21 protein-coding genes are annotated in these 21,214 nt (G+C 39.1%); 7 read left to right on the top strand and 14 right to left on the bottom strand.

Features of this window, described 5'->3' with window-relative positions; translation table 11 throughout:
* Positions 1-46: 46 nt before the first annotated feature.
* Entirely contained in the window at positions 47-1,222 is a 1,176-nt protein-coding gene (locus IEV74_RS10095; RefSeq protein WP_188455263.1) for a DUF418 domain-containing protein, read from the bottom strand.
* Between the two features lie 123 nt (positions 1,223-1,345).
* On the opposite strand from IEV74_RS10095, the gene IEV74_RS10090 reads away from it, so the two are divergent.
* The 6 genes from IEV74_RS10090 (at position 1,346) to IEV74_RS10065 (ending at position 3,355) form a co-directional block, all read left to right on the top strand.
* Entirely contained in the window at positions 1,346-1,558 is a 213-nt protein-coding gene (locus IEV74_RS10090; RefSeq protein WP_188455262.1) for a spore germination protein, read from the top strand.
* 13 nt (positions 1,559-1,571) lie between these two features.
* Entirely contained in the window at positions 1,572-1,778 is a 207-nt protein-coding gene (locus IEV74_RS10085; RefSeq protein ID WP_188455261.1) for a spore germination protein GerPB, read from the top strand.
* 76 nt (positions 1,779-1,854) lie between these two features.
* Complete coding sequence (gene gerPC, locus IEV74_RS10080) at positions 1,855-2,439, top strand: spore germination protein GerPC (RefSeq protein ID WP_188455260.1); 585 nt, start codon at positions 1,855-1,857, stop codon at positions 2,437-2,439.
* Complete coding sequence (locus tag IEV74_RS10075; protein WP_188455259.1) at positions 2,436-2,609, top strand: spore germination protein GerPD; 174 nt, start codon at positions 2,436-2,438, stop codon at positions 2,607-2,609. The genes gerPC and IEV74_RS10075 overlap by 4 nt, the downstream gene beginning before the upstream one ends.
* Before the next feature lie 35 nt (positions 2,610-2,644).
* Positions 2,645-3,088: a spore germination protein GerPE gene (locus IEV74_RS10070; protein ID WP_188455258.1), complete on the top strand. Its 444-nt coding sequence runs from the start codon at positions 2,645-2,647 to the stop codon at positions 3,086-3,088.
* Between the two features lie 48 nt (positions 3,089-3,136).
* On the top strand, positions 3,137-3,355 hold the full coding sequence (locus IEV74_RS10065; RefSeq protein WP_188455257.1) for a spore germination protein: 219 nt from the start codon (positions 3,137-3,139) through the stop codon (positions 3,353-3,355).
* Positions 3,356-3,958: 603 nt separating this feature from the next.
* On the opposite strand, the gene IEV74_RS10060 is transcribed toward IEV74_RS10065, so the two are convergent.
* From IEV74_RS10060 to IEV74_RS10020, 9 genes are all read right to left on the bottom strand, one after another.
* Positions 3,959-4,516 carry a hypothetical protein gene (locus tag IEV74_RS10060; RefSeq protein WP_188455256.1) on the bottom strand — a complete coding sequence of 186 codons (558 nt, stop codon included), beginning with the start codon at positions 4,514-4,516 and terminating at the stop codon, positions 3,959-3,961.
* 3 nt (positions 4,517-4,519) lie between these two features.
* Positions 4,520-5,155, bottom strand: coding sequence for an SCO family protein (locus IEV74_RS10055; RefSeq protein ID WP_188455255.1), 636 nt, complete (start codon positions 5,153-5,155; stop codon positions 4,520-4,522).
* A 68-nt stretch (positions 5,156-5,223) separates the two neighbouring features.
* Positions 5,224-6,903: a cbb3-type cytochrome c oxidase subunit I gene (locus IEV74_RS10050; protein ID WP_188455254.1), complete on the bottom strand. Its 1,680-nt coding sequence runs from the start codon at positions 6,901-6,903 to the stop codon at positions 5,224-5,226.
* 16 nt (positions 6,904-6,919) lie between these two features.
* The gene (locus tag IEV74_RS10045) at positions 6,920-7,381 is read right to left on the bottom strand and encodes a cytochrome c oxidase subunit II (RefSeq protein ID WP_188455253.1); all 462 of its coding nucleotides are present in this window, start codon (positions 7,379-7,381) and stop codon (positions 6,920-6,922) included.
* 11 nt (positions 7,382-7,392) lie between these two features.
* Positions 7,393-7,545, bottom strand: coding sequence for a cytochrome c oxidase subunit 2A (locus IEV74_RS10040; RefSeq protein ID WP_188455252.1), 153 nt, complete (start codon positions 7,543-7,545; stop codon positions 7,393-7,395).
* 311 nt (positions 7,546-7,856) lie between these two features.
* Complete coding sequence (gene addA / locus IEV74_RS10035) at positions 7,857-11,582, bottom strand: helicase-exonuclease AddAB subunit AddA (protein WP_188455251.1); 3,726 nt, start codon at positions 11,580-11,582, stop codon at positions 7,857-7,859.
* Positions 11,582-15,073 carry a helicase-exonuclease AddAB subunit AddB gene (gene addB, locus IEV74_RS10030; RefSeq protein ID WP_188455250.1) on the bottom strand — a complete coding sequence of 1,164 codons (3,492 nt, stop codon included), beginning with the start codon at positions 15,071-15,073 and terminating at the stop codon, positions 11,582-11,584. The genes addA and addB overlap by 1 nt, the downstream gene beginning before the upstream one ends.
* Before the next feature lie 595 nt (positions 15,074-15,668).
* Positions 15,669-16,220, bottom strand: a complete 552-nt coding sequence (lepB, locus tag IEV74_RS10025; protein WP_188455249.1) for a signal peptidase I — start codon at positions 16,218-16,220, stop codon at positions 15,669-15,671.
* 58 nt (positions 16,221-16,278) lie between these two features.
* Positions 16,279-16,932, bottom strand: a complete 654-nt coding sequence (locus tag IEV74_RS10020) for a TVP38/TMEM64 family protein (RefSeq protein ID WP_188455248.1) — start codon at positions 16,930-16,932, stop codon at positions 16,279-16,281.
* Positions 16,933-17,155: 223 nt separating this feature from the next.
* Between IEV74_RS10020 and IEV74_RS10015 the strand changes: the two genes are divergently transcribed.
* Complete coding sequence (locus IEV74_RS10015) at positions 17,156-17,545, top strand: YhjD family protein (RefSeq protein ID WP_188455247.1); 390 nt, start codon at positions 17,156-17,158, stop codon at positions 17,543-17,545.
* Here the strand turns inward: IEV74_RS10015 and IEV74_RS10010 are convergent.
* The 4 genes from IEV74_RS10010 to lplA all read right to left on the bottom strand — a co-directional run bounded on the left by IEV74_RS10010 (position 17,493) and on the right by lplA (position 21,132).
* On the bottom strand, positions 17,493-18,014 hold the full coding sequence (locus IEV74_RS10010) for a competence protein ComK (RefSeq protein WP_188455246.1): 522 nt from the start codon (positions 18,012-18,014) through the stop codon (positions 17,493-17,495). The genes IEV74_RS10015 and IEV74_RS10010 overlap by 53 nt on opposite strands.
* Before the next feature lie 136 nt (positions 18,015-18,150).
* Complete coding sequence (locus tag IEV74_RS10005) at positions 18,151-18,294, bottom strand: hypothetical protein (protein WP_188455245.1); 144 nt, start codon at positions 18,292-18,294, stop codon at positions 18,151-18,153.
* 111 nt (positions 18,295-18,405) lie between these two features.
* Positions 18,406-19,944: a fatty acid--CoA ligase family protein gene (locus IEV74_RS10000; RefSeq protein ID WP_229683121.1), complete on the bottom strand. Its 1,539-nt coding sequence runs from the start codon at positions 19,942-19,944 to the stop codon at positions 18,406-18,408.
* 192 nt (positions 19,945-20,136) lie between these two features.
* Complete coding sequence (gene lplA, locus IEV74_RS09995; protein WP_188455243.1) at positions 20,137-21,132, bottom strand: lipoate--protein ligase; 996 nt, start codon at positions 21,130-21,132, stop codon at positions 20,137-20,139.
* Positions 21,133-21,214: the final 82 nt, after the last annotated feature.

The following is a 21,214-nucleotide window of genomic DNA, read 5'->3' as shown; positions in this document are numbered from 1 at the left end:
CAATTAAAAAGTACCCTTACCCTGGAATTCCTTGTCCACCATGATTTCAGGCTCCTCTTCTGCGTATTGGCTGTATATTCAAGTAAGTGAGACTCCGCCAAATCCATTCCAATGGACCAAAGCGAAATTGCGAAAGCCACCATTTGCTAAGAAAAATCTGTACAATAAAAATAAGAACTACTATACCGATGCTCATAAAAGGAGTAATCTGGCCATACCACCCAAATCCTACACCGTAAAACAAAAAGAAACTGACGACCGATTGTGCGATATAATTCGTCAATGACATGCGCCCAACATAGGTGAACAGTTTTAAAATTTTGTTCCCAAGCCGACTAGTCGAAAGCAATGTAATCGAGAACAAATAAAACAATGCTGAAGCAGCTCCACCAACATTGTCTTGAATAAAGTAAAACCAGTCCGGATTCCCGTATAAATATGGTCCCATTTTTAAACACACAAAAACAATTAAACTGACTGTCCAGCCTATTTTCAATAAACGTTTATTCAAAACAGGTTTATGTAACCAGCGCTTTCGTGCGATGTACATTCCAATAAGAAATAAAGGCAGTAATGTAGTCAGCGAAAGGAAACTTGAGAAAAAGCTATTTGCATAAAACCAGTCATTAGCGTTTTGTTTTAAAATAATTGACAGATCCCCACGCTGATAATGGGCTTTTGCAAGATAAATAGCGGCAACATCATAATCCTGCAAATAATAGCGAACATCATACAAAAACCTGGAAATGTACGTAACAATCCCGCCTAACAGCAGAAAAGCCCATACTAATAATGTCTTATCGGAACGGTATAGGAATGCTATTAAAAATAATCCAATTATGCCATAGGATAATAAAATATCCCCGCTCCAAATGAAAAACGCATGAATGAACCCAAAGCAAATTAAGATAAATAGTCTTCTGAACATAAATGGATGAACACCTATGTTTTTTAACTCCAGTCGTTCCTTCATTAGTTGAAAGCCAAATCCGAATAGGATCGAAAACAGTGTATAAAAACTTGCTTGAAAGAAAATATCTTTAACGATCAGCGTATACTGATCAATCGGTTCTGTCCACGCATCTTCTGCCCCGCCATGAAAAAAATACGGTGCGGAAAAGATGCCGATATTCACGATAAAAATCCCGAATATGGCAAAACCCCGTGCTGCATCAATCCATGATAAGCGTTCAGATTCTCCAAGTGGTAATGCCTTATCCATTACATTTCACGTCCTTCATACGTCCTTCTTTATTATTAAATTCTATGGCGGCTTGTATTTTTCCTTCTATCCCCTCAACAAAATAGTCTTTTCACATAAACTACAAATGAGGGAGGAATTGTTATGCCGGCAAAAGTAGGGGCAGTAAAAGTTATCACAGTTGCATCATCAAGCATTTTCAATATTGGCGATGTCTATTCTATGTGCCCTGACAGTTCTGCGAAAACATACGCTGGCGGTGGTTCCTTTAATACAGGTGACGGAATTCATATTGAACTTGAAAATTCGAATACGTATGTTTATGACAAAGATAAAATTGACCAGCCAGTAACCTAACGGAGTGAAAATCATGAATATTACCATACATCAATCCATTAGCATTTATATGATCAAAATCGGCGCGATAACCAACTCTTCTGTCCTGCAAATTGGCAGCACAGGCAGTATCCAGGCCCAATCGGATATATATAATACAGGGGGCTACACGGAGCCGGCGGAAGAAGCTGAACCAATCGAACATCTGCCACCCCCCATTGTCCCGTTAGCTCCAGTCTGAATCGGATAGCACCATTTTTTCATATACACATAAACTACTCATAGGTCTTTGCCTAGTACGAAGGGGGACTCTTTTTATGAATGGAAATGAATGGACCAATTATGTCTATGATCTCCACCAGTATATTCAAAAACAGGATGATGAAATAAACAAGCTGAAAACAAGAGTAACTCAACTAGAACAGGACGTACGCGAAAAAAATTCAAATACAATTGAAAAAATTGAGTACCATTTCGATCAGTTAAAAATAGAAAACTTAGACGGGACACTTCATATAGGTCTTTCGCCAAGTGATCTAGCAAATATAGGGGATATAGGGATTCCAAAAGGAACACAGCCTAACTATCAACCACCGATGAAACAGCAGTTAGTATCTAATTTAAGTCAGCATTTACAACAGAATGGACCTCCCATGATCCGTGACTTAGCAATTCAGTACAATAAGCCAATTGACAATGGATTTCAATCGATGCTGTTAAACGATATTGAAAAACAGCTTCCCCACCGAATTGCCTTTTACGAACAAGAAGCAAAAAATAAACGGGGGATTAATTCTGATGAATCGCTGCAAGCCTATATAACGGATCAGGTAAAGAATGAAATTTATCAGTCCCTGTTAAAATACATGCAAAAAAATGATCACAAAGGAGAAGAACAATGAATATAGAGGTTCATAATTGGGGTTTAAACGTAGGGAATGTAGGTATTGATAACATTGCCGCATCATCCATTTTTCTAATAGGAGATAATGACGAAATTGTTCTATCATCATTTTTTGATACGCCACCGGAGGCATTTACAATCGGTAATATTGTTCCTTTAGCCCCTTAAGCAGTATAGCTTCTAGAGACACTTAGGAGGATTTGATGGATAAACGAAACGTAAATGTTAATTACATGAAAGCAACTTCAGTGGCATTCAGCTCTATCTTTTCTATCGGTGATACGTATTATGCAGGCCCAAAATCCCGTGGTATTGCCGTACAAAAAGAGGGTGCCATTTTCGCTCAGAACGATCAAGTACAATTTAGGAACTATGATATATTTTCTAGAAAAGCAAAATGGCCAAAACAGAAACCTCCTGTACAACAAAGGATTCATCATCATGAACCAGCTATTAATGTTGAGCTAGCAGCATTTACCGGTTTAAGCAGCTCATCAATCTGCCAGGTCGGCAGTATTGAAAAAATATATGCTGAGGCCCGGTTGAAGCATTTTCGTGTATTAAGAGAAGATAGTGATAACGAAGATGATAATGAAAATGAAAATGAAACTTATAATGATGAAGACAAATCCCACACAAACCAATAACTCAGGTCATATCCTATTAAGAAATAAATTATTTAAGAAGGTGTAAAGATGCCATCTATTGTTGGACCATTAAAAATTAATAGCATTGGCGGCGGGGTGGTAAACTTTGGAGACTCCTTTTATTTATCTCCAAAAAGCACCTCCAAAACCAGCGCTGGATCAGGATCGTTGAATACCGGCGACTTTATTTGCACAAATAACGGATTAAGCTCGACTAACCCGATTGATCCCGATGTAAACGATCAGAATGTAACTGCAAACGCTTGATACAGGTTAACCAAAAATTATGTATTCTCAAAGAAAAATAGTTTGAAATATGTATTTTAGTCAAAGGAAAATCCGAACTATGAATTCTTCCATTAGAATTTGTATTAGTTCGGATTTTCTTTATGGTATTCGTAATCCCTATGGCGAATTATCCGTAGACTGCGACGTAAATACTTGTGGTGATTTTGCATCATTTTGGACGCTCTTTGGTCCCGCAGCCCGTATACACTACGCTTTCCGTGGGCGGCTGATGAGCCTCCTCGTGCTGACGCACTCCGGGGTCTCACCGATGCCTCATCTCCCACAGGAGTCTCCGTGTATACGGGCTGCTAGTATGAGGGTAAATGATTTTTCTATTTCGTTCTACTCATCATTGCAATGAGATTATAATGCACTACATATGATATTGTCGGTTATTTTATAATATTCTCAAGCTAGTTTTAATTTATCGGAATATGAATTATTCCTTACGTCGCAGTTTACGTCAACTACGAATTAAGAATCTAGTTGAAAAAGTAACGTTCTAACCATTCTATACTGTAATCGTTCGTCTTTTGAGCCAACGTTTTAGTTATACCTTGTCCCTATTTTTATTGCATTATTTTATTTATATTCCGAATGATCACCAAAAATCAATTGTATAACGTAGATGGCCATGCACACTGCCATTGTTACGTACCCCCAGCCAAGTGTTATTTGATCGACTCGCAGGTAATTATTGCAGATCTGCTCATCCGCTGCAATATAGAGCCAGCCCATTAAGCTAAATAGAATGATAAAAATGATAAATACACTATTTTTGCCGGCTGAACTGATTTTTTTCCAGCTGTCACGCAAAGGCACTCCCGCGAGAAATGGCAGACTGATAAATTTAAATAGTTCGGATGCCTCTATCGTAAGCGCCTCATCCATTGTTCGCGGAATCATCCAATACACTAAAATAATGGAAAAAAGCATGATTCCCGGCACACCGTTACTGTTCCATTTCCTAAAAAAATCTGGAAACTTTAATTGAATTAAACGTGCCATCAGAAATCCGGATAATATCAAAAGTGGCATCTGCATATGCATATGAATAATCATAATAGATTCCAGCAGCGCCGCAACAGGGGGTAAAAGTAAGAAAAGATATAATACCAAACCATACAGGAATTGTTTCATGGCTTATTCCCCCGCTTCTTCATTAAGAATTGCTGCAACAGTACTTGCGGCTTCGTCAATGTTCGTGAAATCCATCATTTCGAGCAAATGCCCTTGTTTGCCTATCAAATAAAATGCTGAATTATGTGTAAAATTACCATTCCCATCCGGAATAACAACTACACCCAGCCTATCCAGCAGTTCTTTCAATTCTTCTTTATTAGTAATGCGAGCCATGCGCCATGTTTCACCGTCACTCCCAAAATACGTTCGATATTTTGCCAATGTCTTTGGATCGTCTCTCTCAGGGTCAAAGCTAATACTTAGAAAAACAATATCTTTTCCAATATAGCTGTCTGGAATTAAGGCGTATACTTGAGCCATATTCATTTCCAATTGCGGACATACCGTCGTACAGCTCGTATACATGAATGTCAGAAATACATATTTACCATCAGCAAATTCCTTAAATGTGTAAGACCTGTTTTGGCTATCTTCCAATGTTACAGATGGGAACACCGGTTTATCCTGCAGCAGTTTATACGTTCTAGCGCTTTCTGCGGTAAATGCACGAAACCCATCTGTCCCTATATAAAACAATACAGTGCCGAAAAGTAATACCACTATAATTGCAATCGCGTTGTGGTGCTTCTTCATCATGACCACATCCTTTACAGTAGTAAGATCCAGAAATCGGAGGCAAGAATCATCTTACCTCCAAATTCCATCTACCAGGTCCTAATTGGCGGTGATCCTGGAGGTGCATTAACAATCATATCTACTATAGGTACGACATATGCCATTGCGACAACCATCAGCAGTAATACAACCCACAGTCCCCAGCGCTCTGTCCACATTGGTGCAGAAGGTGCGCCATCCTCTGGTTCAGAAACTGGAAATGCAGTTTTTCCTTTTGGCGCAAAGAACATCATGTTTATAACGGCATAAACCTGAATAATAACGCCTAATAGCAGCAATGTTGCTCCAATACCCATAACATATTCATATGGAACCCAGCTTAACGCTGTTGGATGATCACCATACGTTGTATAAGAGGTACGGCGTGGATCACCTAGAAGCCCCGCCAAATGCTGTGATCCTGCCATAAGAATCATGCCCACCGTCCAGATAATGGTTTGAATTACACCAAGCCTATTCATTTGTGGTGTAAGCTTACGTTTAGCTAAATATGGAATAAGCCAATAACAAATCCCGAAAAATGTCATCACAACCGACATGCCGACCGTTACATGAAAATGACCGACAACCCATAACGTATTATGGATAACCTGATTCATCTGATTGCTTGTATTGACAATTCCGCCAGCACCACCAGGTATAAAGGCGATCATCGCAATCATTGGTGCAAGGAAGCGAACATCGCCCCATGGCAATTTACCAATCCAGCCAAGCAATCCTTTTCCGCCTTTTCTTCTCCCAGCACGTTCAAGCACTGCAAACATGGCAAATGCTGTCATTAGAGATGGAACTGCAATCGAAAGACTCATAAATACGTGCAAGAATTTAATAGACTCCGAGATGCCAGGGTCTATGATTTGATGATGAAATCCGCCTGGAATGTTTAAAATGACGAGTAAAATAACAACTAAACGAATTAATTTTTCATTAAAATGCCTTCCTCCGATAATTTTAGGTACTATTACATACCATGCTGAAGTAGCGACAAGGTACCAGATGTTTACCAATGAATGTCCGAACCACCAAAACAACGTCCGCCCGACCATGACATTTGTCGTCTCCACGATTCCCATCGACCATGGAATCAAGGTTAAAACCTCGACCGTTACACCGATACTTGCGAAAAACCATAAAACAAATACACCCATTGCGAAAAATGCCAGTAATGGAGTTGTCTGTCCTGGATGGTTTTTTCTCCAATGACGGTAATTAATGAAAACTCCGATACAACAGGCAAATATCCCCAATACTACAAATACCAAACCAATGTAAAATACCGGGTGTGCTGCAAGCGGAGGATAGAACGTGTATAATACCGATGCTTCATTCAATACAACCATTGTAACTGCCAGTACTACACCAATGACCATAAGAATGAATCCAGTCCACGCAAACTTTCTGACCTTTGGAAGCAGCCCTCCTAATGCGTGTGAAAGATTTGCGTATTGGTAACCTATTGTAAACGTAGTAGAAAATACTAATAACAGTAAAATTCCATGTGCAGTTAAGACTTGATAGTAGTTTATCCATGGCGGCAATTCCATTAACCCAGCCCGTTCTAAGCCTTGTACCAGCCCCAAAATCCCCCCTATGAGCAATGTCAGAAAAGCCACTGACAAATAGGACAATGATACTTTAGCATCACTAGTGTTTACACCCAATGCTTTTATTGTTTTCTGCTGCAAATTTAATGCTTGTGTTTGCTTCATTTTTCAGTACCCTCCTTTACTTAACGGTAATTGTCGTGGACATAAGCTGATGCCCTGTTCCGCAATATTCATTACACAACACCAAATATTCACCCGGTTTATCAAACGTATGTGATATCTTTTGAATATGACCAGGCATAACCATTGCATTAATATTCGTTCCCGCAATTTGGAACCCATGTGTAACATCCTTTGATGTCATGATGAAATTCACTTTTGCCCCGGCTGGAACCTCTATATTATTTGGAGTAAATCCGAATGCCTGTAATGTCATGACAACTTCATATTCATTATCACCAATTTTTGATATACCTGGCTCGTCAAATGGTTCGGTTTGATCCACCTTTTGAGGGTCAATTGTTTCCTTATTGCTTGGAGGCCCCATACCGAGTGCAAATGTTTGATAGCCAACGACAACCATAAAAATAATTAATATACCGGTACTTATTGCAATCCACATTTCTTCTAAGCGATGCATTTACGCTCCCCCTAAATTCTTGACATGTACAATCCGAAAATAGCTGCCCACATGATCACGATGACTGCACCAACAAACCCAACCGATACAATCGTTCCCCTTAATGAGCTTTCATTTTCATTATCTGTATGTTTCTTAGGACTATTTTTGTTTGCTGCTGCCATTTACAAAACCTCCTTTTGTAATTTCACTTCTATCATAGTGCCGATGCAAGTTAACGGTAGTGAACTAAATCACAAGGAGCTGTGATTTTACTTACACCTTATTTTTCAATATGTTTATCCAGGGCATAAAAAATAGAGCAAACCCTTATCCAATAAGGATTTGCTCTATAATATATAACAATTATAAAATGCAATAAATTCGTCACAAAGTGTTAAATTCGATGTAATGCTATTTATTTTAGATACTAATGACGTAAATTACAACATAAATAAATTAAGCATTTTAAACAGTTTGCAATAAAATATACGATTTAATAAACTGGTACAACTAATTGTTTGGTAAAGAAATAAAGGTATGTTTCTTTTACTGGTTGATGCCAAATGCTTTCTACCGCGTGCCGATACAGGTTTATTTGTGTTTCATATCGTTTGGCAAGTTTCACCCTAACCTCTTCCGTAACCACTCCAGCAATCGAATCTGTTTTATAGTCCAGGATTATCCAGCCATCATCTTTCGGGATCAGACAGTCGATAACCCCTTGAACCAATACCTGTTCAGCGGTATCACTTGTCCATGAGGCATATACCTGATCAGCTGGCAATGTAATGCTGAATGGTACTTCACGATAAATTGCTTGTGCATTTATCAAACTCTGCCCTATCTCCGTTGTGAAGAATTGTTCAATTGCCTCTACATCAATAATGTCCGCTTCAGGTCGAGTAAGTATCTCCTGCTCAACAAGTTTCTCAACAAATTCCTGAATTTCCGTATTGTTCAACGGTTTTGTCAATGGAATATGCTGCATGACAGTATGCATTGCCGTTCCGCGTTCAGCCGCTGATATTTTCTTTTCTTTTTGCATGAATTGCGGCCGTTTTACGATTGGTGCCTGAAAGGGCTGAACAAGCTGATCTGCACTATATTCATCTTTTAGTTCACGCTGCCGTTTAATTTCAGTAACGGATTGTTTCGCACGTGACACTGCGGCTTGCTGAAATGGATATTGATAGGAAAGCCTTGCATCAACTTCATTCTCAAGCACTAAGTCGTCTAACTTAATAGGCTGCCAATTGATGATATTTTCTTTTAAATCAGCATCTGCCTCCGCTGTTACTTCATCAAGGTTTGCATATTGACTGCCGTGTACAATTGTAACGTTCCATTCAGAAGGATCCAGTTTAATCTCGTCCAGTACAGTATCCCCTGTTTCCCCCGTTCGCAAAGCTTCATTTGACTGGTGTCTGATCAATGCTGGTCCTACCCAATCTAAATATGATTTCGATTTAATGCGGAAATGGGCAGGCAGTATCCATTCGGAATGGTCAACCATTGTTTGCCATTTCTCCCGTTTCTTTTCGAACGATGCAACATTGCCGACCATGACTAATTTTTCTTTGGCCCTTGTCAGAGCAACATACAAGACACGCATTTCCTCCGCTAAGAGTTCTCGCAATTTTTCTTCACGGAATGCATGGAAAAGCAATGTTGGGTATGTGATTCGTTTGATTGGATCAATATATTTGCTGGCAAAACCAAGGTCTTTATGCAGTAAATACCGTTGATTTAAATCCTGTAAATTAAATTGCTTATCCATCGCTCCTAAAATAACAACCGGAAATTCAAGTCCCTTACTTTTATGGATCGTCATAATTCGGACAACATCCTCTTGTTCACTCAGCGCCCGTGCTGCACCAAGGTCTTCCCCACGTTCTTCCATTCGTTCAATAAATCGGAGGAAACGGAACAATCCACGAAATGAAGTTGCTTCATACCCCCTGGCACGGTCGTATAGTGCTCGCAAGTTTGCCTGGCGCTGACGTCCACCTGGCATCCCGCCGACAAAATCATAATACCCGGTTTCCCGGTAAATTTGCCAAATTAAATCAGACAATGCACCCTGCCTTGAGGAAAGACGAAAACGATCAAAATGTTTCAGGAATTTCGTTACCTTGCTCGCTGTTTCATTTGTATTGTGCGCACTAAATTTTTTCAATGCATCGAAATACGTATTTCGTTTGTCGGTTAGCCTAATTTGTGCAAGTTCTTCTTCATTCATACCCACTATAGGTGAACGCAGCACCGATGCTAGCGGGATGTCCTGCCTCGGATTATCTATAATTTTAAGAAAACTCATCATAACCTTGACTTCAATTGCTTCAAAATAACCAGTCGACAGTTCCGCATAAACGGGTATCCCTTGTTTTTTCAGTTCATCTACAATAGCAGGCGCCCATGTCATAGATCGAAGTAATATGACGACATCCCGGTATTGTACATCCCGCTGTGTTTGCGTTACTTTATCCACTACCTGCAGCGGGGAATTATCATTTTGACCAATCCAGTTTTTTATTTTTTCTGCATACGCACGTGCCTCAATTTGGGCTTTTTCCAGATCCTGATAGTTTTCATCCTCGGCTTGTACATCTTCACTTTCCTCAGGTGCCTCACGATCGATAATCACTAGCTCAGGCTTTGCATCTAATAAGTTATGCGAATCATACATACTATTGGCATAGATTAGCTCAGCATCTTTGTCATAATTAATTTCACCTAGATCTTCATCAAGAATTTGCCTAAAAATATAGTTAGCACCAATTAACACCTGTTCCCTGCTGCGAAAGTTACTTGCTAAATCAATTCGTTTCGCCTGGTGTTCCTCCAGTGCGAATCGTTTGTATTTCTGGATAAACAAGGACGGCTCTGCATGGCGGAAACGATAAATACTTTGTTTCACGTCACCAACCATGAACATATTTCCTGGGCCAGTCTGATCACTAATTAAACGTAGAATGGTTTCCTGAACAAGGTTTGTATCCTGATATTCATCCACAAGCAGCTCCGTAAATTGCTTCTTGTAATGCAGTGCCACGTCTGAAGGAACTGGTGAATCCGCTGTCGATGACGTATCGATTAGAAGCTGTAAACAATAGTGTTCCAAGTCGGAAAAGTCAACAATTGCCTTCTCTCTTTTTTGATCGGTAAATCGTGCTTTAAACTCTTTCACAATTTCAGTGAGCTGTTTAATAACAGGAGCCAGTTCCCGCATATCCTCTATGTGACTCGCTAAATCTCTTGTAAACCATCCTTTTTTCATATCGTTCCAGCGACTTTTATAGCTTTCCCTTAATGCTTTTACCTTCGCCTTCTTCTCATCCGAACAGTCTATTTTTTTTGATGATAATTTTGCGAAAGAACTTGTTGCCATAAATGCCTGCAATTCATCCCATGATCTTATGTGTGCCATAGCATTTTGGAGATTTTCCGCATCAGAATCAATTGTATCCGCGTAATGGTATGGTCCATCACTTTCCCGAGTTAAATCTAATGCCAGTGCTATTTCTTCTTTCACCGCTTCAAATTGGCTTTTCACTTCACGCTTAATAATCGATAGCCATGGCAGTTCTGCTTCTGTCCAATTTTCTGGAATATCATAAACATTTGCTAGCTTGTCCAGCCACTCTTCCGGCCATGGGTTTTGCACGGCAAATGTGTACAGATCAAGTACTAAGTTCTCTACATCAACATCGCTGCGATCATTGGAAAAACGATCAACGACAGCAAAGAATCGCTCCTGTTCTTCCCCTTGTTCTTTGCCATACCATTCTTCAAACAAGTCATCAATTACTTCCTGCTTAATCAAATCCGTTTCCATATCATTGGCAATTCTGAATCCCGGATCAATATCCAGTAAATAGGCATATTGTTTTACAACATCCAGGCAGAACGAATGCAATGTTGAAATCGATGCTCGTTGCAGTAACGATAATTGTTTTTTCAAATGTGCGGAAGCTGGGTCTTCAGCTAATGCTTTCTCCAATGCTAATCCTACTCGATTCCGCATTTCCTGTGCTGCCGCGTTCGTAAACGTAACAACTAGCAATGTATCGATGTCAACAGGATGATCTTTATTAAGTAATTTTTGAATAATACGTTCAACTAATACCGCAGTCTTCCCCGAGCCTGCAGCTGCAGCAACAAGTACATCACTGCCATCTGTATAAATCGCTTCTGCTTGTTCCTTTGTCCAGTTAACCATTACATTTCCTCCCCGCTCAGGAGTTTTCCTAATATTTCCTCATCCTTCATATCTGCAAGTTTACGGAAATTATTTTCCTCTAAAATTGGATCAAATTGACATACAGAATGAAACGGACAAAATGTACATGCGTTTTTTTGCTTATGCTGATAAGGATTTAAATGCACGCCGCCTGAAGTCATATCGATACCGGCATTCACCATTAACTGATGAATATGTCCTTGCATCCTTGAAAAGGTGTCATCGTCCGCTACATTCGAATGACTGTAAAAACCGCCATTTTTCTTAACACCTGCAGGAACAATTTGACTTGACCCCGAAGCGAGTGATGTGTCCATCATTTTAACGATTTCCTCATCCGAAAGCAGCAGCCCTTGCATTTTATATTTTTTAAAAATCTCAAGATCAATATCATGATCCGTCATGCTTTGTTTTGCGGAAATCATTGGGTTATGCACATGGAAATACAATACCCCAGCTGGTGTTGCTTTCACACCAAGCCATTGTTCAGATTGGGATAAGACCACGTCTAAATATGCAAGCATCTGAAGTGCCAAACCGTAATAAACTTCAACAAGATTTAATCCTCTTGCACTGGATTTATAATCAATGATCCGTAAGTACAAACTTTCTTCATTAAATGCTTTATCGACACGGTCAATCCGCCCGCGCAGCATTAGTTCAAATCCATTCGGCAAAGGCAATGTTACTGGTGATAGTGTTTGATTTTCTCCAAATCCAAGCTCCAATCCAACTGGAGAAAAGCTGCTCTGTCTCGCTTGTTCACTTAACACATATGCCGCCCTGGCAATCACTTCCTGCAGCTTCTGCTGAATATATTTGTAACGATTGGAACTGTGTAGGATCTGGTGCTGTAAAATAGGCGCCAAATCTGCTACGGCCTTGTGTGCATAGTTGTCTGTATCGCGTTTATTCAGCTGTGCAAAATCCTTTCCATCCGCTTGAATCCACTCGGTAATTTTTTTCAATGCTTCATGGAAAAGCTGTCCAATGTCTGGCGCGTCTAACTTATACGTTTTACGTTCTTCCAAACCTAAACTATATTTCGCGAAATGCTGATACGAACATCGGTGGTACATTTCCAGCCGCGATACACTGGTTTTCACTTGTTTGGGATACAGCTGCTCAGTTGTTTCCTTAGATAGATTAATAGGTTTATTTCGATAGTACAAGCTTTGTAAAATCGTATACGTTGTGCCAAATTTCGCATGATTGGTCATATACCAATTTAATACATGCCACCAAATTGGCTGAACTGGATACCCCTTTCTATTGCGAGCGAGTTGTGCCGTTAGTGCGGACCGTGTTTTTACTGGCGTTGTAATAAAACGATCTGCGTCTGTTAATTCATCAGGATCCTGCAATAGTAAATGATCTGAGCATGCTGGAAATAAATCCTCGATCCTCTTAATGAGTTGTGACGGCATTTTCGACTTTCCCTCTTCATCACTTAATGGAAAGCTAATCCAAAGACGATCCTTTGCCGCCGTAAAGGCAACATACATGTAAAACCAATCATCAAGCAGCTTCCGTTTACTGCTATCAGCTAATTGCATTCCATGTCCTGCTAATATCTCTCGTTCCCGTTCATTGATCATTCCATCAGACGGTGGCTTCATTGGCCAGGCACCATCATTTACCCCAAGTAAAAATCCGCATTTCATTCCACTAATTCTTGATCGATCAATCGTACCAACTATAACGTGATCAATGCTTGGCGGAACATGGGAGAACTTCAACGATTCAAACCCTGCATCCATTGTCTGGCGGAACGTTGACAGGTCAATCGGTTCGTTTCCGGCTATTTCCACCATTTCGTCAAGCAGCTGAATAACAGCGTTCCAGACTTGCTCCTGCTCGCGTCCTTTTTCAATTTGCCCCTCACTATCATATACTTCCCGCATTTTTTCGAGACGTTCAGCCACATCCAGATTCTCTAGCCATTCGTAAAGCACCCTGCATCTTTCTTCAATTGTATGAACGCTCCTAAGTTGTTCATCAAAGGGCTGCAATGCTTGTACAACCTGTTTCCGATAGGCATTGATACGCTGCTCTGCTTGTTTTTCCGAATCGGTCTGTGCTGCTTGATCAAAACCGCGAAATCTCCTAAAAATCCAGTTTTTTTCGCTCATCCAGCGATTACGCGAACGAATTCCGTATTCTAAGACGTAATTTTCCAATTCATCGATAGCATCATTTGTTAATGGATAATCGGAATCTGTTGACGGGATAAATCCAGTTTTCAATACGCGGAAAACAGCATCATACCTCCAATTGCCTTCAAGCATATCCAATGCAGATCGAATCAGCTCAATCAGTGAATGATTAAGCATTGTACGTTTTTCATCAATAAAAACGGGAATATCGTAATCACGAAAGATAGTATCGATCAAATCATGATAGCTGTCCGTCTGCCGAATAAATACCGCCATATCTCTAAAACGGTACTTCCCCTCACGGACTAATCGGATAATTTCCTGCGCAGCACCTTCCACCTCGGCACGCGGATGAACCGCTTCGGCAATTTTTATCGGTACATCCCCTTCAAATACAGGGGCTGGACGCACATCAAAATACTTCTCTAAATGGGCGAAATGGGCTCGGTCTTTAAACCTGCCATTAATAGGATCTAAAATATCTGTATCTTTAATCGTTATATTGTTTTCCAACGCTAGGTTCCGCAGCACATGGAAAGTTTCTTTTGTTTGATAAAATAAATCAAGCTCGTTCAACGCAACGGGTTCTGGGTCATCTACTGTCAGCGCAACCGTCACCTGTTTACATTTTTTCAATAACTCCTCTACTACCTTAAGTTCTTGTGGTGTAAAACGATGAAACCCATCCAGATATATTTCTGCATTGTTTAATAATGTTGCATCCTTGATTTTTTCAGCAAGTAATTGCAATTGATCTTCACTGTCAATATAGTTATCTTTTAGTGCAAAATCCAGCTTTTCATAGATATAGGATAAATCCTTTAATTTATTCGTTAATGCACCTTCACCTGATTCTTTATGGACAAATTGGTTCATATGCTCAATTTCTGAAGAGAGCATTTCCGGTGTTATACGATAGCGTTTAAATTCTGTAATCATGTTCTCCAGCTGTTCAAGGAATCCTTGCTTTTCCATCGCTTTTTGAAACATGAGCCAGTCTGATTCTTTTTCTTCAATGATTTTTCTGAGCATCATTTGGACACCGATTGAGCTGATAAATTGCTTTGTTCCGCCGCCAGTTTCCTGTAAAATCCGCCATGCTAGACGTGAAAAGCTAAAAATTTGCGTACGGATACTGCCCTTAACTGATTCATCGCTAAATAACGCGTATTCCTGTTGAAAGGTCATTTGATCTGGAACGATATAAAATATTGGGGGTCCTTGTGGATTAGCGGATAATTTTTCTTTAATTTCATCAAGTATTCTCCCGCTTTTTCCTGTTCCAGCTTTCCCAAGTAAAAAACGTATTCCCATTTTCATCCCCCTAGTAAAATTTTCATTTTAACCGAAATGCCTATCGAAAAAACTACGTATATTTCAAACCGCTTCTATCCGAAAATGCTTTTGATTTCCTATTGATAAACATAAGACGTAAAATGAGACGTAAATTTTGCATTTTATGTTGCTCTTTGACCCCGCAGCCCGTATACACTCCGCTTTCCGCGGGCGGCTGATGAGCCTCCTCACGCTGGGTGTTCGTCGTGTTGCAAGCATTTTCGGTGATGCTGCACTCCTCACAACTCGTAGCTTATTCGGTGGATGTTTTGCTCGTCGCTCCGGGGTCTCACCGATGCCTCATCTCCCACAGGAGTCTCCGTGTATACGGGCTGCTAGCAGGAATGAATATGCTTTTTTTATTTCCTCATCCCCATAAAGTATGAAGTTATAAAATATCACATTAGTGTATTTCCAGAACGGTAGTCTACCGCATTACGTCGCATTTTGCGGAAACTACGAGGTTAAAAAACACAGATTCACGGTAAAGTTTTATAAAAAGACAATAAGCATCATAAAAATAAAGCTTCTTCCTATTTTATCAAAGAAAGAAGCTTTAATGTACCGATTTTGCCTAATTGCCAAAGCTTAACTGTGCTTGAGTAAGTGGCCAATATTTTATATCTACCTTTCCAACAAGCTGATCAACCGAAATAAAACCAAATGATCTGCTATCTAAACTATTTTCACGATTATCACCCATAACAAATAATTTCCCTTCAGGTACAACCGCTGATCCGGTCACGCCTTTTAATGTAAAATCATCTGTTAATGGCGGTGTCTTACTCGCTTTTTTGAAATGGTCGAGAAAATCCTCCTCAACATATTCTCTGTTTATATAAAGCTTATCATCATTATAGATTATTTCATCGCCAGGAAGTCCAATTACCCTTTTCACATAATCTTCTTTTTTATTGGCATGAAATACAATGACATCGAATCGATCAACATCCTTTAAATCATAAATGACTTTGTTTACCATAAGTAAATTGCCATCGTATAGTGTTGGCTCCATCGACTCACCATCTACTACATAACTAGCAAACAATACTGTTCGAAAAACAATTGCCAACGCCACCGCAAATATAACAATTGAAATTAGTTTACGATAATTAACTTTTTTCATCAGGACTTTCCTCCAAGGGTTACTGTTCTATCTTCAGCATACCCCGTTTGAGTTTGTCTTAATCCTGATTTCCGTCAGAAGCATCGTTCAGCTTCGACTTTTGTTGTAACTTTTTCTCAATAAATTTCCCGAATATCCAAAACAATGTTATACAAACAGCTACTATAATTGTCCTAACAGGCTTCTCCGCGAAAGAGGCAATACTTGCACCAACATATGCCATTGTAAATATCATTACCGACTTCCCCATAATTACAGCCAGCGTAAATTGCTGCAGACTAATTTTCGATAGCCCTGCCACGACATTAATCACAGACGATGGTGAAAATGGAAAACACATTAACAGAAACAACGGTCCAAATCCATGTCTCTCAAGCCATTGTGTCACTTTATGTACCTGTTTGTTCTTACGAATCGCCTTAAATATACGTTTATCACCAAGCTTTCGAATAATCATAAAAACGATGATCGCACCGAGACTTGATCCAAGCCAGGATAACAGAAACCCTTCTAATAAACCATATGCAGCTGAATTGGCAAATACAAATACAACCAGTGGCAGAAACGGCAGAAATGCCTCCAAAAAAGGCAGCAGCACACCTGGAAGCGGTCCTAATTTTTCATAGTCATTCAGAAGGTGCTGAATATAATCGTCCAGTCTGTCTTGCTCTATCATAATCTTCCAATCCGCTAAGATGTTGAATACATACATTTAGTTAATTCCCCTCACACATGAAACAGCTTCATAATTTACCATATTAATTAGTTTAACTATTTTCATTTTAATGTAAACAATTAAATTTTAATAGTAAAATTCGGTTAATATAGCCTCTTTCTCATCATTGTTTACAATTTCCATACTTTTTCTGTGTATTTTTAGCCTAATTTATCATATAATAGGTTCAAGGAACACACGTTCGTATGGAGGGGTTATCTTGCGTTATCTTAGTGATGAAGAATTAAAAATAGGTTCACGCTTTTTATTTCTTTCAATGGCGATGGTTGTCATTCAACAAGACATACAGCATATCCAAAAAGGCGCCTTTAAAATTAAGGAGCCATACATGGAGCTTTTAGAAAAAATGATTTCCCAAGCAGCAAATGAACGTAAAAAATTGCGCCAGAATATGCAGAAAAAAAATATAAAAGTCGTTACATTACACAAAAATGATTCCTTTTCTTCTTTTCTTTTCCTTTGCCAAGGCCGTGAAGAAAAAAGAAATTATTTTAATCCTGCTATCAGAAAAAAAGTTGAAGCAATCGTTCAAGAGCTTATGTATAGGGCTCTGCAACCATATCAACCGTTTGCTTCCGCAAATACTTAATACGATTATCCAATAAATAACGAAATTGCGCCGTTCGCTGCACCTGATTCAACATCGAACCAAATGAAACTTCCAGGATGATACTTTTACCATTTTTAAAAATTACTTCTGTACATTGATTAGTGGCATTGTGAATTGTCTCAATATGGGAATGTGCAATCCAAGAGCATTTCGAGCTTGTCGGTGAGGTAGTGGGAAAGTAATACATGCCACTGGCTGGATCAATGCAAATGGGTGCTTTGTGTGTAATACCGCAAATATCGCGGGTTCCTTCTTGCCTGCCTTTGAGACTTGCCCCAAAGAACTTGCAAGCAATATCTATAATTTTAGTTGGGATGTGCTCTACTTTAACTTCCTCTTGATCCTCAAATATACATGTACTAAAATTCCCTTTTTTGTTTGGCATCGCAATGACTGCCAAAGTAAGGGGGGTAATTTCATATGATGGAGAATAAAAATCTTTCATCATTATTGGTCATCCTTTCCATGTTAAATGAAAAAGAAAGAGGCTTACTATATAATTTACCAAATTTATAGTCAAAAAGTAACACAAAAATGTAATTTTTTAGAAAAGTTCACAATATATTCACAAAAAATAGCAGATATTACTCTGATTTTGTCATGGCATCGCTGTTTTCGTGATTTTCATCATCTTTTTGTTCTGCATTCCATTGACCTTCTGACGCATAAAAATCAGGATTCAAAATTGTATATGTTGCTAATTCCGGTTCATGGTTATTTTTTTTCATACATAATCACCCCTTTTACATTAGTTTGCCAACCTAAATAAGGGTTCATACATATGAAAAGTGTGCCGGGGGAAAATTACTTATGCCCTGGCACACCTCCATGCTTGTATTCTATTGTTCAACCCTTTCTTTAAGATTTTTCCGTAATATTTTTCCGGTTGTATTTTTTGGGAGCTCGTCCAAAAATTCAAATTTAGACGGAACTTTGTAGTTAGCCAAATGGCCTATACAAAATTCGATAAGCTCTTTTTCTGTTAATGTTGTGCTGCTTGATACAACATAACACATTACAGCCTCACCAGTGCCGGTATCCGGAATGCCGATAACAGCTGCTTCTAAAATATCAGGATGTATATACAGTACTTCTTCCACCTCGCGAGGGTATACATTGTATCCGCCAACAATTATCATATCCTTTTTACGATCAACGACATAGAAGTAGCCTTCATCATCCATACGTGCCATATCCCCGGTATACAGCCACCCGTCCCTTAATGCAACTGCAGTTTCCTCAGGCATTTTATAATACCCTTTCATTACATTAGACCCTTTAACAACTAATTCGCCAACCTCACCGACTGCCACCTCTTCACCAAATTCGTCGACAACCTTATTTTCAACATGAATAATGTTACGGCCGATTGATCCTGGCTTTCTTGGACGATCTAATGGATTAAAACATGTAACTGGAGATGCCTCTGATAACCCATACCCCTCTGATACCATTACACCAAATGTCTTTTCGAAACTTTTCAACAGTGCAACAGGCATAGCTGCTCCTCCAGAAATACATAATCGAATTGTGCCAAGATCTGCTTTCCTACCAGAAGCACTTTGCAGCAGGTAATTGTACATGGTGGGCACACCAGCAAAAATCGTAGCTTCATAATCATAGGCGATACGAAATACATCCTGCGGCGAGAACTTCGGCATAATTAGTACGGTCCCCCCATTCATTAATGGAGCGTTTAATGCAACTGTTAGGCAAAATACATGAAACATTGGCAGAGCCGCAATTACGCTATCGTCTCCATTTATGGTCAAATAATCAGCTACATCCTTAGCATTAGAAAATAAATTCCTGTGTGAAAGCATAGCACCTTTAGGCTGACCAGTTGTTCCTGATGTGTATAAAATTAATGCCGTATCCTCATCATCAAGCTTTGTTTTTTCATACATTAACGTTCCTTCTTGAAGTAAATTTGTAAACGATTTCAATTTAGCGTATAGTGAATGGTTTTCAAGGGATATGCCCGCACTGGATTCACACGATATGTAATGTTGTACACCAGGAAGATTACCTGCTATCGCTTCGAATTTTTCCAGTAATACATCCATTGTAATAACTGCTTTCACGTCACCATTTTTTAAAATATACGTTAACTCGTGTGCCGTATACAGCGGATTAATCGGAATAACAACAGCACCCAGTCTGAGTGCACCATACAACCCAATCACATAATAGGGACTATTGCCGACTGCCAAAGCAATATGATCCCCTTTTTGATAACCTAATTTACGTAATTGAGATGCAAACCTTGTTACCGCTCCCTCCAATTCCAAATAGCTTGTCTTTTGATCCTGAAATACAAGTGCTGTTTTATTGGGGTGGTTTCTAGCTGTAATTGACAATTGATCACTTAAATTCACTTCTAAGCCTCCTCGATAAAATGAATGAATAATCATTCATTTATGCATTAAATTCATATTAATTATAAAATACAGATAATTATTTTTCAAGTGTATTTGATTGTTAATTTATTGACGGCCAGTACCTCTGCTGCTTTCATTACCATACAAAAAGACCCCACCATCACAATGAAAGAGAGGTCTGATCAACTATTAATACAGCAAATTAATAAAATCATCCTTGGAAATTTTACCAAGATAATGCGGTACATTAACATCAGCAAGTGCTTCTTCAATAGCTTTACGCTCATGTCGGACACCAGCTAGCTTGTCCTCTATTACAGCAACGTCACCGACACCGAAGAAATCACCATAAATTTTGCAGTTTTCAATGATTCCTTTTTTAACATCCAGGCGAACATCAACAAGACCAGCATCAAATTTATGGGACTCCTGAATATTAAATGATGGAGATTTTCCGTAGTTCCAATCCCAATTTTGATAACGCTCTTTGGAAATTTTATGAACGTTTTCCCAATCCTTTTCCGTCAACTCATATTGAGGTACATCTTTCACATCCTCCACATCGAAAATATAACGAAGAATTAGTTCTTTAAATTCATCCATGGTAATTTTTTCTTCTAGAAATTCCGATATGTTAGCTACACGGCTGCGAATCGATTTAATTCCTTTTGATTGGATTTTCTCCATTTTTACATTTAATGCTGATACAACATTTTCTATTTCTGAATCAAGCATCAATGTACCATGACTGAACATGCGGCCTTTTGTGGAAAATTGTGCGTTCCCGGAAATTTTGCGTCCTCCCGCAGTCAGATCATTCCTGCCCTTAAGTTCTGCTGGAACACCAAGCTTGTTCAACGCTTCAACTACAGGCTGGGTAAATTTCGCAAAGTTGTGGAAGCTGTCTCCATCATCTTTTGTAATAAAACTGAAGTTCAGATTTCCCTCATCATGATAAACTGCTCCCCCGCCAGACAAACGACGAACAACCTTAATACCATTTTCATCAACATAATTTGTATTAATTTCTTCTATTGTATTCTGATTGCGGCCGATGATGATCGATGGTTTGTTAATATAAAATAATAAATATGTATCGTTCTCACCGAAGTTTTGTAAAACGTACTCCTCCAGTGCCAGGTTTATGCTAGGATCTGTTATCCCTTTATTATCAATAAATTTCAATGTATTTGACCTCCCCTAATATGTATGCCTAAATTATATTGTAATCCAAATTTACTAGGCAATCAAAAGATACAGTCGAGAC

Origin of the sequence: Virgibacillus oceani (genome assembly GCF_014638995.1) — a bacterium.
Taxonomy (GTDB): domain Bacteria; phylum Bacillota; class Bacilli; order Bacillales; family Amphibacillaceae; genus Virgibacillus_E; species Virgibacillus_E oceani.
The sequence above is the reverse complement of the archived record's forward strand: the minus strand, read 5'-3'. Positions and strand labels throughout refer to the sequence as shown.